8 protein-coding genes are annotated in these 14,145 nt (G+C 60.3%); 3 read left to right on the forward strand and 5 right to left on the reverse strand.

The annotated features are described in order from the left end of the window. Positions 1-71 precede the first annotated feature (71 nt). On the reverse strand, positions 72-2,072 hold the full coding sequence (tkt, locus tag XaFJ1_RS11370; protein ID WP_012916815.1) for a transketolase: 2,001 nt from the start codon (positions 2,070-2,072) through the stop codon (positions 72-74). Positions 2,073-2,780: 708 nt separating this feature from the next. On the opposite strand from tkt, the gene XaFJ1_RS16225 reads away from it, so the two are divergent. The 3 genes from XaFJ1_RS16225 to XaFJ1_RS11385 all read left to right on the forward strand — a co-directional run bounded on the left by XaFJ1_RS16225 (position 2,781) and on the right by XaFJ1_RS11385 (position 8,501). Beyond that, positions 2,781-6,941, forward strand: a complete 4,161-nt coding sequence (locus tag XaFJ1_RS16225) for an RHS repeat domain-containing protein (RefSeq protein ID WP_238988309.1) — start codon at positions 2,781-2,783, stop codon at positions 6,939-6,941. A 69-nt stretch (positions 6,942-7,010) separates the two neighbouring features. Beyond that, on the forward strand, positions 7,011-7,328 hold the full coding sequence (locus tag XaFJ1_RS11380) for a hypothetical protein (protein ID WP_045756965.1): 318 nt from the start codon (positions 7,011-7,013) through the stop codon (positions 7,326-7,328). 174 nt (positions 7,329-7,502) lie between these two features. Next, positions 7,503-8,501: an RHS repeat-associated core domain-containing protein gene (locus XaFJ1_RS11385; RefSeq protein ID WP_012916817.1), complete on the forward strand. Its 999-nt coding sequence runs from the start codon at positions 7,503-7,505 to the stop codon at positions 8,499-8,501. 276 nt (positions 8,502-8,777) lie between these two features. Here XaFJ1_RS11385 and XaFJ1_RS11390 read toward each other — a convergent pair whose 3' ends face one another. The 4 genes from XaFJ1_RS11390 to XaFJ1_RS11405 form a co-directional block, all read right to left on the reverse strand. Further along, positions 8,778-8,945 carry a hypothetical protein gene (locus XaFJ1_RS11390; protein WP_012916818.1) on the reverse strand — a complete coding sequence of 56 codons (168 nt, stop codon included), beginning with the start codon at positions 8,943-8,945 and terminating at the stop codon, positions 8,778-8,780. 604 nt (positions 8,946-9,549) lie between these two features. After that, positions 9,550-11,304, reverse strand: a complete 1,755-nt coding sequence (locus XaFJ1_RS11395) for a BatD family protein (protein WP_012916821.1) — start codon at positions 11,302-11,304, stop codon at positions 9,550-9,552. Next, entirely contained in the window at positions 11,301-13,124 is a 1,824-nt protein-coding gene (locus tag XaFJ1_RS11400; protein ID WP_012916822.1) for a VWA domain-containing protein, read from the reverse strand. Before XaFJ1_RS11400 ends, XaFJ1_RS11395 begins: the two co-directional genes overlap by 4 nt. Then, complete coding sequence (locus XaFJ1_RS11405) at positions 13,121-14,140, reverse strand: vWA domain-containing protein (protein WP_187388450.1); 1,020 nt, start codon at positions 14,138-14,140, stop codon at positions 13,121-13,123. The genes XaFJ1_RS11400 and XaFJ1_RS11405 overlap by 4 nt, the downstream gene beginning before the upstream one ends. Positions 14,141-14,145 lie beyond the last annotated feature (5 nt).

Raw genomic sequence — 14,145 nt, forward strand, 5'->3', positions numbered from 1 at the left:
AACTAACGCGGCACACACACAGCGGGCCAGCCTGTATCGGCCCGCTGTTGCCCGCACGCGACGCGTTCGCCCTACAGCGCGCGCGCCGCCGCGACCACGTGCTCGACGGTGATCTGGAAGTGTTTGTACAGCACATCCGCCGGCGCCGAGGCGCCGAAGCTGTCGATGCCAACCACCGCGCCGTCCAATCCCACATAGGCACGCCAGAAGCCGGTGACACCGGCCTCCACCGCCACGCGCTTGCGCACCGCGTTGGGCAGCACCGACTCGCGGTAGGCAGCGTCCTGGCGATCGAACACATCGGTGCATGGCATCGACACCACACGGGTCTTCAAGCCCGCGGCGTCGAGCGCCTGCTTGGCCTCAATCGCCAAACCGACTTCCGAGCCGGTGGCGATCAGAATCACCTCGGGCGCGCCACCTGCGGCATCAGCCAGCACGTAACCACCGCGCTCGATCTGCTGGATCTGCGCGTCGCTGCGCGGCTGGTGCGGCAGATTCTGCCGACTGAACACCAAGCAGCTCGGGCCGTCCTTGCGGGTGATCGCAGCCTTCCAGCTTACCGCCGATTCGACTGTGTCGCAGGGACGCCACACATCGTTGTTGGGGATATAGCGCAGCGCAGCCAGATGTTCGACCGGCTGATGGGTTGGGCCGTCTTCGCCCAAACCAATCGAATCGTGGGTGTACACGTGGATCGCATGCGCCGGGATCAACGCGCTCATGCGCACACCGTTGCGCGCGTAATCGCTGAAGACCAGGAAGGTAGCATCGAACGGAATGAAGCCGCCATGCAGCGCCAAGCCGTTGGCGATCGCGGTCATACCGAACTCGCGCACACCGTAGTACACGTAGTTGGCATTCGGATCGTCGCTGGCGACCGATTTACTGGTCTTCCACAAGGTGAGATTGGAGTGCGCCAGGTCGGCGGAGCCGCCCACCAATTCCGGCAGCAGCGGCGCGAATGCCTCGATCGCCATCTGCGATGCCTTGCGCGAGGCGATGCTCTGGCCCTCGGCCGCCTGCTTGGCGATGTAGGCATCGGCCTGGGCGATGAAGTCCTCCGGCAATTCGCCGTGCGAGCGCCGGATCAGTTCCGCCGCTTCGGCAGGATATTGTTTGGCATACTTGTCGAACGCCTGCTCCCACTCGGCCTGGCGCAGCGTGCCTGCGCCACCGGCGCGCCAACCGGCGTAAATTTCCGGCGGAATTTCGAACGGGCCATAGGGCCAGTTCAGCGCTTTGCGCGCGCCCTCCAGTTCGTCCTTGCCCAGCGGCGCGCCATGCGAGGACTCCTTGCCGGCCTTGTTCGGCGCACCGAAGCCGATGGTAGTGCGGCAACAGATCAGGGTCGGCTTGTCGCACTCGGCCATCGCGCTCTCGATCGCGGCCTTGATCGCCTCCGCATCGTGGCCGTCCACGTCGCGCACCACTTGCCAGCCATAGGCCTCGAAGCGCGCCGGGGTATCGTCGCTGAACCAGCCGGCGGTGTTGCCGTCGATGGAGATCTGGTTGTTGTCCCAGAACGCCACCAACTTGCCCAGGCCCCAGGTGCCGGCCAGCGACGCCGCTTCGTGCGAGATGCCTTCCATCAGGCAGCCGTCACCCATGAACACCCAGGTGCGGTGATCGACGATTTGATGCTCGGGCCGGTTGTAGCGCTGCGCGAGCAGCTTCTCGGCCAGCGCGAAACCGACCGCGTTGGCAAAGCCCTGGCCGAGCGGACCGGTGGTGGTCTCCACGCCAGGGGTTTCGCAGCGCTCGGGGTGGCCGGCGGTCTTGCTGTGCAACTGACGGAAGCGCTTGAGTTCTTCGATTGGCAGGTCGTAGCCGGACAGATGCAGCAACGCGTACTGCAACATCGAGCCATGACCGTTGGAGAGCACGAACCGATCGCGGTTGAACCACTGCGGATTGTTCGGATTGTGGCGCAGGAAGTCGTTCCACAACACTTCGGCGATATCGGCCATGCCCATCGGCATGCCAGGATGACCGGACTTGGCGGCCTCCACCGCATCGGCGGCAAGGAAGCGAATCGCATTGGCGAGTTGGCGGCGGGTAGGCGTCGTCATGAGGGCTCTGTCGGCAGCGGGCGCGTGGCGTCGGGTCTGGCATTGTCCCACAGACGCGGGATCGCAACTCGCAAGATGTGAGCGATCACGCATCCAACAACAGCAGCATTGGAGGCGGTTGACTTCGTCACGATTGATCTGTCGAACCTGCGCGGCGAGGGGAAGTTCGACCTGATCGTCGCCAGCCCCTGATCGCGCACACTCCCGACCTGATCAAATTCGTCAAGGATTGCTAGAGCCTGCTGACCGACACCAGGCACATTGGCCCGGTTTGTACCCGACAAGCGTTACTGTTTTGATGCACTGAGGCCACTTACCAGCCCTGGCGCCGCGATCGACGCTCATCTGCATCGCCAAACGCGCCATATGGGCAGGCTGCTGGACCATTACTCAACTTGATTGACCTTGAAATATCTGTTAAGTCATGGCTTCGACGCCGAAGTTCAATCAAGCACGATGGAGAATCGTCGATCGCTTAATTTGGCGTAAGAAGGAGCGGTACAAGGACCCGTTTGAACAAAGCGCTTGCTGCAACCGTAAAATTTTCTTGACAGCTCCAGGGGCTTCCCATCAAAGTTCAGCTAAAATTAACCATGCCTCTGCAGTGAGTGCAACGCCTGCTGCTGCAGTCTTCGCATTGATTACCGACTGCTCTTTTGAGACTTCACTATGGATAGGTTCCAGGCGTTTTCCCAGTTGCGTGCATGCGTGGCATTACTGACCCTAGGGTTTGTGGCGACGGCTTACGCGGATGAGCTGCGGTTCGACCAGAAGTACATCGAACGCATCAAGCAATCGCAGGAGACCGCACGCCTGAGCGTCGATTCCTTCGGAGAGCAAGTCAATCTGAAGGACGGCGGGGTGGTGTTCAATTGGACCGATATCGACATCGCCGGTAACAGCAAGCTCCCTGTTCGCCTGCAGCGCTCGATAGTGGTGGAAGATCAGGGCGTTGGGCGTAGCGGCAAACTCGGCGGCTTCGGTGTCGGCGGCTCGCTCGATGTGCCGTATCTCAAAGGGATATTCAGCCCGGATGGCTGGCAGGTCTACGGATCGAGTCCGAACAGCCGCTGCAGCCAGCCGGCACAGCCACCGAATTACAATCAGTTGACCGCAGTGGATTACGCTTCAGGAAATTGGCTGCATATTCCGGGTTCCAATGAACAACAAATGCTGATGGATCCCGCCAGCCAGTTGCCGGCCCCAGGCGACGGCACCCGCTATCCTTGGATTACCAAAGGTTTCTGGCGGTTCTCTTGCCTGGCCAATACCAAGAACGGCTATCCAGGCGAAGGTTTCGTTGCACTGTCACCCGAAGGGGATAAGTACTACTTCGACTGGGTGGTCAGCAAGATCCATTCGGGACTTTCTAAGCAAGTTGGCAACTTAAACGGCAGCTTGTCCATGCCTCGTTTGGCTGTTTTTTTCCTAGCCACTCGTGTCGAGGATCGCTTTGGCAATTGGGTCACGTATACCTACAATGGCGACCAATTGTCACGTATCGATGCCAGCGATGGTCGCTACATCCTCGTGACCGGCACGTCAGGAGACAATATCACCTCGGTCAGGTCCAGTATTGGAACCTGGACTTACGCATATGGGGACCAGTCGCTGGTGGTGAATCAGCCGGATAATGCGCAGTCGCGTTATGTCCAAACAGGCCTAATGGATATTACCCCTTTAGAGTCGGAATTATTTTATGAGAATCCTCCACAATGCGAACCTCCTGCAGAGTCAGCGGGCGGCTTCACATACGCCGTGACTTTGCCAAGCAATGCTACGGCAACATATATTTTTTCCGTGAGGCGTCATTTTCGCAGTAACATTTATAAAATTTGTAACGCGGGCCTGGTTCCAAAAACCCAGTTAGTAAGTTATGAATATCTGACTACCCCCAACTTTTCGGATACCTTCACCCTGCTCAGCAAGTCGATCAGCGGCCCTGGCCTGCCGACGATGCAATGGTCGTACACTTACGACATCGGCTCCCAAGGGGGTCCGTTCCAGCAAGATTGTCAACGTCCGACCTTTCAATGCCATAAATATGTGCAAACCGAGGTGCGCGGTCCGGATAATGACTTCAAGCGCTATACCTTTGGCGTCTTGTACAATGTGAACGAAGGATGGGATCTCGGTGTCGAAACCGGTTCGATCACGACCAGCTCGTCCGGGGACACAGCGAATATCCTGAGCAAAAGTGAGAATGAGTACATTGGGAATGAGGAAGTTGCCAATCAGCCGTTTCCAAGTTTCGTCGGCTCTGGTCATGGAGCAAATAGCGACGATCAATCCATCGCGGGTCTAAGGCCGCTGAAGCGCACCACCATCACCCAAGATGGTGGAACTTTTCAGATGGCGGTCAACAGCTACGATGTATTCGCGCGCCCGACCAGCGTGACACGCTCCAGTGCGTTCAATACCCGTAGTGAGGCCACGGCGTACTACGACAACGTTAACCTGTGGGTGATTGGCCAGATTGCCTCCGTGACCAAAACAGCGCCTGGTGATGCTCAGGAAATGTACGCCAGCACCTATGATGCGGCGACTGCACTGCCGACGCGCTTCTCCCGGTTCGGCAAGACCATCCAGTCGGTTGCCTACAACGCTGACGGTACGGTGTCGAGAGTGAATGACGGTAACGGCAATGCCACCAGCCTCAGTGGTTGGAAGCGCGGTTTGCCGCAAGGCATCACCTATGCGGATGGCAGTAGCGACAGCGCGGTCATTGATGACCGTGGCCTGATCAGCTCGGCGACCGACGAGAATGGATATACGACCAGCTATACCTACGATGCCATGGGGCGTTTGACCAGTATCACCTATCCCTGGGGCGACACCGTCGACTGGGCGACGACTGGGCTGACCTTCGAACAAGTGAACGTGGCCGAGTTCGGCCTTCCTGCCGGGCACTGGCGGCATACCGTGTCGACCGGGAATGCGACGAAAATCACCTACCTCGATGGCCTATGGCGGCCGGTGCTGACGCAGGAATACGACGCAGCGAATATCGACGGCACGCGGCGTTTCGACCGGTTCATCTACGATCATCAGGGACATACGCTGTTCGCCTCTTATCCCGGCACGTCTGATCAATTGTCGACCGGAACCTGGACGCAGTACAACGCACTGGGCCGGCCGACGTCGGTTTCTCATGACTCCGAACAGGGCCTGTTGACGACCAAGACTGAATATTTATCGGCCTATCAGATGCGCGTCACCGACCCGCGCGGCAATCAAACGCTTTCCGGCTATCAGGTATTCGATCAACCGGGCTACGATGCGCCGGTCTGGATTCAACACTCGGAAGGCGCCAACACTGACATCAACCGCGACATCTTCGGTAAACCGCTGTCCATCCGTCGCCGCAATGCCGACGGCACGGTATCAGTGACCCGCAGCTACGTCTACGACACCTATCAGCAACTTTGCAAGACGGTCGAACCGGAGACTGGCGCCACCGCCAAAGGCTACGACGCTGCAGGCAATCTGGTGTGGAGCGCGGCTGGCCTGTCTTTGCCGAGCACTTCGTCATGTGACGCGGATGCGGCCTTTGCATCCGGCCGCCGAGTCGATCGCAGCTATGACGTGCGCAACCGAATCAAAACGCTGAATTTCCCGGATGGCAACGGCAACCAGACCTGGAGCTACTGGCCGGATGGCTTGGTCAAACAAATCACCACCATCAATAACGGCATTCCCACCTACAACAGCTATACCTACAACAAACGCCGCCTATTGATCGGGGAAAGCCAGGACCAAGCTGATGGCGAGACTTGGGCGATGGGTTATGCCTACGACGCCAATGGCCATCTGGCAGCACACCGCTATCCATCCGGGCAGACGGTGGACTACGCCCCCAATGCACTGGGCCAGCCTACTCAAGCGGGCAGTTACGCCACGGGTGTGAGTTACTACCCCAACGGGGCGATCAAGCAATTCAACTATGGCAATGGCATCGTCCACACGCTGACGCAAAACGCACGTCAACTCCCGGACACCAGCCAGGATGCCTATGGTGGCATCGCGTTCCTCAACGATGGCTACGACTACGATGCCGGTGGCAATGTCGCCAGCATCAGCGACGGCGCAACCGGGCGTAACCAGCGCGGCAACCGCAACATGGCCTACGATGGTCTGGACCGCCTGACCTCGGCCGTATCGCCGATGTTCGGCACAGCGAGTTATAGCTATGACGCGCTCGACAACCTGACGCATGTCGTGGCGCCGGGCCGGGATCACTATTACTGCTATGACGTGAATTGGCAGCTCGCCAACGTCAAGACCGGTGGCTGTGGCGGCAGCACCGTCATCGGCATGAGCTACGACCCGCAGGGCAACCTCAACAACAAGAACGGTCAGGGCTTCGAGTTCGATTATGGCAATCGCCTGCGCCAAGCGACCGGTAAGGAAACCTACCGCTACGACGGCAACGGCCGCCGCACTCTGGCGATCCAGAACGCCGGCAACATCGGATCGCTGTACGATCAGGCTGGCGCGCTGCGCTATCAGAAGAACCAGCGCCAATCCAAGGCAACGGACTACATCCTGCTTGGTGGCAGCTTAGTAGCGGAAGCCGACTGGCCGCTCGGACAAACTTCCTTGGTCAAGGATTACCTGAGTTGGGGCGCCGTGGCCGGCGCAACCCGCTATCTCGTGGAAGAAAGTGTGGATGGTGTCACTTGGACCTCAATCTACGACGGCAATCAAACGAACTGGACCTCGCTGGCCAGATCCTCGGGTAGCTATTCGTATCGCGTGACGGCCTGTACTGCGAACGGACCGTGCAGTACGGTGCCGAATGTCAATTACATTCAGGGATCAGCGATCGATATCGTGCCGTTATTGTATCAATTGCTACTGAATAGTTGAGAATATTTTCTGGTGCAAAACCAGCCCTAGCAGGGCAATCATTCAAATTCATCAAGAGGGAATTTATTTATGCGTTCTGTTATGTTTTTTGGATTAGCATTCTTGTGGCTGTTTCATGCTGCACCTGCAAATGCATTGCAGTATTTGACTGGGAGGGTGACGCAAATCGAAGGGACCTATATGCCCACCCAAATTCCCTTTAACTTAAGCGAAGGAAACGATACTTGCCCCGCAGGAAAGCCACTCTATTGGGCGAAAGATCAAGAAAACACAAAAGCAATATATGCAATGCTAATGTCGGCTTTCGTCAGCGGAAAGAGAATCACCTTCATCATGAATGATAATGACACATCGTGTAAGGGCCAGTTCATCTATATGGTCAATTGATTTATCTAGCTTGTTGTATCTGAAGTAGTGTTATGAGATGCATGGCGCACCGAGCTGATGGTTTGACTTACCGTGCCATGTTATTTTCGATAGGGGATGCGGTGCCAGTTGGGGTTTTCAAAAAAGGTTCTTTCTGCAGCGCATATCTAAAGCTCAAACTCGCAAGGACGAGTGATGTCAAAATTTCACGAAATTCGCTCGGCAATCCGCTTGATGGGTGTCGCCGCAGTTTCATTGCTCGTCGTGTTCGCCGCCTCGGCGCAGACGGTCCGCTACATCCACACGGATGGGCTGGGGTCTGTCGTAATGGTGACAGACAAGGATCGCAACGTTGTTGAGCGTAGCGAGTATGAGCCGTATGGCAGTCTGCTCAATCGCCCTGTGACGGATGGTCCTGGTTACACGGGGCATGTCATGGATGCGTCGACTGGGCTGACTTATATGCAGCAACGCTATTATGACCAGAGTATCGGGCGATTCCTGAGTGTTGATCCAGTTACTGCTGAGGTCAAAACCGGCGGCAACTTCAACCGCTATTGGTACGCCGGCAACAACCCCTACAAATACACTGATCCGAATGGCCGCTGTTTCTGGGATGGGTGTGTTGGTGAGGCCATTATAGCAGGCTTTGTTATAGGCGCTGTAGTTGACGTCGTAGCCCAAAAAATCATGGATCCTCACGGCGATATCAATGTTCCTTCGGCGATCATCTCTGGTGTGGCGGGTGCTGTGACCGGCGGTACAGGTGCCGCGTTGACTGGTGCGACGGCCAGGGGTTCTATCACCGTAACTCAAGCTGTTATTAGACAAGCAGGAATAGGCGCCGCAGCAGGCGCGGCTAGCAACGTCGCAGGAGACGTTGCGGATGGCAAAACACCCACGGTTCAGCGCATGACCAATGCCGCAGGCGCTAGTGCCTTAGGCAGTCTCGCAGGTTCTGCAGTTAGTGCTTTAGCAGGCGCATCGTCCCGTACCACCTCCGGTACCTTAGCGCGGATGGCGAACGCCAGCCCTACATCGCCCGCAGGTATAGGTAATCATATCGCGTCTGCAACGATGGCGGCTGGTCCAGTCCGAGCTGCCACCACAGTGCAGTCTCTTTTTTCGCAAGCTACAAAATTGACAGACACTACTGCAGCGGTTACAGAGAAGAAACTCAATAAGGAACCCTGATGAGATCTATATTCTGGCGCATCATTGTCTTTGAGTTGGGAACAGCGGCTATAATTTTTTTACTTTTCGCTTCATTTGTTTATTTATTTGGAATAGACTGGTTGTTGGCCATGAAATTCTTTGCGCTGTATTTCATTGGAACTAATGTGATTTATATCTATTTATGGCTGCGGGGAAAATTGTAATGTGAAAAATCAGGACTGCGTAAATTTTTGGTGTGCGCTCCAGAGATTCCCGGAAAAATAACGGTACATGTCCAGATAGTTGTCGCCTGATTCATACAACGCGTTGCGTTTGGCTTACTGCCGCGACGACTGCCTCCTTCTCAGGATTCAGCGCCACCGCGGCAACCAGCTTCCAGTTGCGCGTGACGCGGCTCCAGCGTGCCGGGCTGGCCTGACGCGCTTGGCTGTACGGCGCATCGCGCGCCTGTAGGATTGCCACGTCATCCCCAGCATGCCGCTACGCGGGGCTGACGTAGCCGATGCCGCTGAGCGATACTGGACGTTGTACCACTGCACGAAGCCCATCGCCCATTGGCGTGCGTCATCCAGGTCGACGAAGCCTGTCATCGTAACCATGGGGTGGTACTTGGTCGCCCCTTAAGAACCCCGCAATCTCTTACAGAACAAGGCTTGTAAGCATCGACAGGCGTGCTGTATTTTCCAGTTTTCGCTAAGCTTGCTGCAGTTTTCTTGCACTTTCCGAGCATGCGAAACCGTCGTCCAGCCGTTGATGAGCCTCCTGCCGAGCACCTGTTCCGTTCCCGCCTGGAAAACTATTGTTCAGCGTCATCCACTGGCGCAGTTAGCCAAGAAGATACCCTGGTCGGCGTTGGACCAGGCGCCATCGGCTACGGCGATCCATCTGCGCCGAAGCACGTTCCAACAGAGGCAAGCCGTTCCAGAAGGAAGCCAGGGCGCATCGTCCACGTCCCGAACTGCGCATGCGCTCAAGGCAGTCACTGGATCGGAGCGTCGCTGCCGACGCGAATCTGCAGACGCAATACACCACACACGCCAGACACACTCGCGAGCTTGGCCTGCCTTCACGCGTCGCGCGGATAAAGCGGTGGCAAATCGTCGCGGGCGTGCGCAGACCGTCCCTGTTCACGCCAATGCGGCCCGGATGCGAACGCGGCGCGCAATGCGGCGCGCGCGCCCGGCACATCGCCTGCGACGCCCCAGCGCGCGCGCTGCATCCGCAAGACGGCCTCGCGCTGCGCGGTGTCGCCCAGCCGCAGCACCAACGCATCGAGATCGGAGACACCCGCCTGGGCGCACAGCAACATGACGACCTCATCCAGACCACCGCTGTCCAACGCCTTGCGTAACTCGGCCAGGCCGGCACGCGGAGGTGGCAGCGCAGCGGCCGCGACTGGCATCGCCGGCATCGCGGCGGCTATGCGTGCGCGCCGCACGCGACGCCAGGCCCAGACCAAAGTCGCCAGCCAGAGCAGCGCAAAGCCCAGCGCGAGCGCCATCCACAGCGCCACCGAGGCGAACGGCGCGGGCTGCGCAGACGACGCCACCACCGCGCTGTCGGCCGGCGCCGCACTCAGCGGCGGTGCCGTGGGACTGACCGGCGGCGGCGGCGCGGGCACACCCTGGCCAGGCTGCACCTGCAAGGTCAGATCCGGCAATACGGCCTCACGCGCAGCGCCGACGGCCACATCCCACCATGGCATCTGCAGGCCATGCAGCAGCAACGGCCCCGCGCTCTGCGGCACGATCGAATAACGTCGGGTGATCGTCAGCTCCGGGCCACCATCGACAAAACGCTCCTGCACCTGCGGCGGCTCGGCGAACACCTGCGCGCCATCGGCACTGGGCGTCGGCAATTCCAGGAACTGTGCCTGGGTAGCACCGCGCGCATGCGCCTCGACAACGATATCCGCCGCCTCGCCGACCTTCGCACGCTGCGGCGTGACCGTATAGCGCAAACGCAACGCATGTAACGGCAACCAAGGTTGCGGCGCGTCGGCCGGCTGCGCGCGTACCTGCAAGGTCTGCGCCGCGCTACGCGCGTTGAGGTCGCCACCACGACCGAAAAAGTCATCGTCGAAGAGGCCCCTCGGACCATGCCCAACGAAACGTGCGCCGGGCAACAGCAACGCACCACTGCGCTCAGGCACCAGCAGATAGTGCCGTTCGATCACCGTGTACATGCGTCCGTTGATCTCGCGCCGGCTCTGGATATCGTCGCCAATGCGTTGCAACGCCGCACCCGCAGGCGCCTGCAGATCCAGCTCGCCCGAATTCAACGGCACGCCCAGGTACAACCGCACCACCACGCCTACGCTCTGCTGCACATACGGCTGCGCGTCGTCCACCTGCGTCTGCACGAAGATGTCGGCATCGCCAAGCGCCGACGAATCACCCGCAGTGGCACCGGCCGGCGGCGGCGCCGCCGCTGCTGCTGCCGCCGCAACCTGCAAACGCAATGGCGCCGTCTGCTCATTACCAACCCGCAACGACGGAATCTGCAAGGTGCCGCTACTGCGCGGCGTCAACATCACACCGAACAACGCCTTGACCGAGACCATACCGTTGACGACCTGCACCTGCCGGCTCTTGATCTCGTTGCTGAGGATGAACTGCGCACGCAGCGGCGCGTAGTCCGGCAGCGCTGTCGTCTGATCGGTTTCGATGTTGAGGGTGACGCCTTCGCCAGCACTGACGCTATCGCGGTCCAGCCATGCACGCGTGGCCGCAGCCACCGGCATCACCGTCAGCAGCAACGCGACCAATAGCAGCAAGGCAACACCCTGTGCGCTCCGGCAATGTCGCTTGAAGTCGATCATGGTCCTTCCCGCTGTCTGCGTTCGTGTTCGAGCATGAATTTGGTGCGCAGCAGATTGCCGGGATCATCCGGTACCCGTCGCAACCATGCCTCTACTGCCTGGCGTTGCGCGCGCTGCTGCGGAGTTTCCTTAGCCGCCTCGGCGGCACGCGCTGCTTGCTGATCCGCCGCGCCCTGCCGCGCCATCGCTTGCTGCATCTGCTGGCGCTGCGCAGCGTCGGCCTGTTGCTGGGCCTTGGCATCGCCAGGCGTCGGCGGTGTTTTTTGCGTATCGCGCTTCTGCGCAGCGGCTGAATCCGCGTGTCGCTGGTCAGTTTGCTGCTGAGCGTCGTTTTTTTGTTGCGATTTGGCGTCTTGCTGTTGGGCGTTTTGCTGCGAATCTTTCCCTTGTTCACCCGTTTGCTGCTGGCTGTTTTGTTGATCGCCGTTGTGCGACTGACCCTTCTGCTGCTTCGATCGATCCTGCCCCTGCTGGCCCGATTGCGGAGGCTGCGCCGACGCTTGACGCTTGCGCGCCGCCTCCACCGCCGCGCGATTGGCGATCGCATCGGCCATCTGCGGGTGCAAGGTCAACGCCTTGTCGTAGGCCGCGATCGCCTGGTCGTAACGGCCCTGACGCGCCAGCGCATTACCCAGGTTGTACCAGCCGACATCGCTGTCGACGCCCTCGAACTGCTGTTGCGCGGCGGCGAAATCGCCTTTCCGATACGCTTGCACCCCCGTATCCAGGCGCTGCTGCCGGACCTGATCGGGACGCCGCCACAGCGCATCGCTGCGACCCGCATCCGCCGCCTGCGCCAGTCGTGGCGTCGCCAACGGCAGCAGCACGCACAGCAATACCAGCGCGGTACCGCCACGACGGCGGAACGCGAACAACGCCAGCAACATCAACGGCGGCAGCAACCAGTAGCCCTGATCCAGCCAAATGCGGCCCTGGCTTTTATCTGCCTGCGTCGCCTGTTGATCCTGTGGCCGCAGTACACCCAACGCGCGCAGATCCGCATCGTCGGGCGTCACCCCTGCGTAATCGCCATGGCCTGCCGCCGCCAGCGCACGCAACGACGCTGCATCCAAGTGCGCATGACCCAAACCACCCTGGGCATCACGGTAAGCGGCGCCCTGTGCGGTTCCCAGCCCGAGTGCGTAGACGCGGTAGCCCTGGCTGCCCGCGCGCGCGGCCGCCTGCTGCGCCTGAGCATCGGCCTGGTCGCTGAGCAGCAGGATATCCCCATGGGAAAAACCCGCCTGATGCAGCAACTGCGCCGCCCAATCGATCGCCAGATCGGTACGTTGCCCCGCCACCGGCATCACCTGCGGCGACAACGCATCCAGAAACAAGGCCACGTTGCTCGCGTCATCAGTCAACGGCGCGACGGTATAGGGTTCGCCGGCATAGGCAAGCAATGCCACCTCGCCACCGCTACGCTCTTTCAGCAACCTTGCCAACTTCGCGCGCGCCTGCAGCAAGCGCGATGGCGGCAGGTCGCTGGCCTCGATGCGCGAGGACAGATCCAGCGCGATCACTAACGGAATGTGCGACTGCCAAAGCGGCTGCGCTTCCTCGCGCCAACTCGGTCCAGCCAGCGCCAACACCGCGATCAGATAACCAAGCGCTCCCAGCCACAGTCCCAGCGAGCCCTTGCGCCCAGCACGCGCAAGCAGATGCGGTAGCAGATGTGCGTCCACCGTGCGCCGCCAGAGGTCGCGACGGCGACGACGGCGCCACCAACTCCAGCCCAGCAAGGGCAGTAACAACAGCGCCCACAACCACTGTGGACGCAGCAGGTGCAGCGCATGCACAACGTCCATCACTGCATTCATTGACGCCTCCACGGCCACACGAACGCCGCCAACGCCAACACCAGCGCCGCGCTCAGCGGCCATACGTAACGTTCGATGCGTGGGCGCACCGCCGGGCCCGCCGAGCGCACCGGTTCCAGCCGATCCAGTTCGGCATAGATCGAGGCCAGCTGCGCAGTGTCGCGTGCGCGAAAGAAGCGGCCGCCGGTGTCCTGCGCGATCTTGCGCAAGGTGTCTTCGTCGACCTCGTCGTCGCCGCCGCTGCCAGGGATCGGCATACCGAACAGCGACATGCCACCACCGTCGCCACCCAACGCAATCGTGTACACGCGCACGTGCTCGGCCTTGGCCAGTTCGGCAGCCTTGAGCGGATCCAGCACACCAGCGGTGTTGACGCCATCGGTCAGGAGGATCAGCACCCGCTCACCTTGCGGTTGTTCGCGCAAACGTTTGACCGCCAGTGCGATCGCGTCGCCCAACGCGGTTTCGCGGCCGGCCAAGCCGACCACGCTGTCGCGCAACTGGTCGCGCACGGTGGCCAGATCGGCGGTCAACGGAGTCAGCGCGTAGGCCTGCTGGCCGAATACCAACAAGCCGATGCGATCGCCGTCGCGGCGATCCAGGAAGTCGGCCAATACCGCTTTGGCGGCGGTCAGGCGATCGACCACGCGACCACCCAGGCGCATGTCCGGGTCGCTCATGCTGCCGGACAGATCCACCGCCAGCATCAGTTGCCGTGCCTGCTGTGGCGGTGCGATCGGCTCCCCCAGTTGCAGCGGGCGCGCCGCCGCCGCACACAGACAGAACCAGGCCAGCCACGCCAGCCACACGCTGGCGCGCCACAGGCCACCTCGCGCCGATGTGGCCGCCACCGCCTGCAAGCGCTCGCCGTAGGGCACGCACAAGGCCGGTGCATCGCCCCGGCGCGCCGGTAGCAGCCAGCGCGCCAGCAACGGCAACGGCAACGCCAGCCACATCCATGGCCAGGCGAATCCGGCCAACATGTCGGCGGCGCTGTGCCAATCGTGCGAGAACATGCTCA

Origin of the sequence: Xanthomonas albilineans, assembly GCF_009931595.1 — a bacterium.
Taxonomy (GTDB): Bacteria; Pseudomonadota; Gammaproteobacteria; order Xanthomonadales; family Xanthomonadaceae; genus Xanthomonas_A; species Xanthomonas_A albilineans.

Coding starts and splice junctions, on each gene's coding strand:
- tkt (WP_012916815.1), bottom strand. CDS start 2,072: ATGACGACGCCTACCCGCCGCCAACTCGCCAATGCGATTCGCTTCCTT.
- XaFJ1_RS11405 (WP_187388450.1), bottom strand. CDS start 14,140: ATGTTCTCGCACGATTGGCACAGCGCCGCCGACATGTTGGCCGGATTC.
- XaFJ1_RS11400 (WP_012916822.1), bottom strand. CDS start 13,124: ATGAATGCAGTGATGGACGTTGTGCATGCGCTGCACCTGCTGCGTCCA.
- XaFJ1_RS11395 (WP_012916821.1), bottom strand. CDS start 11,304: ATGATCGACTTCAAGCGACATTGCCGGAGCGCACAGGGTGTTGCCTTG.
- XaFJ1_RS11380 (WP_045756965.1), top strand. CDS start 7,011: ATGCGTTCTGTTATGTTTTTTGGATTAGCATTCTTGTGGCTGTTTCAT.
- XaFJ1_RS11385 (WP_012916817.1), top strand. CDS start 7,503: ATGTCAAAATTTCACGAAATTCGCTCGGCAATCCGCTTGATGGGTGTC.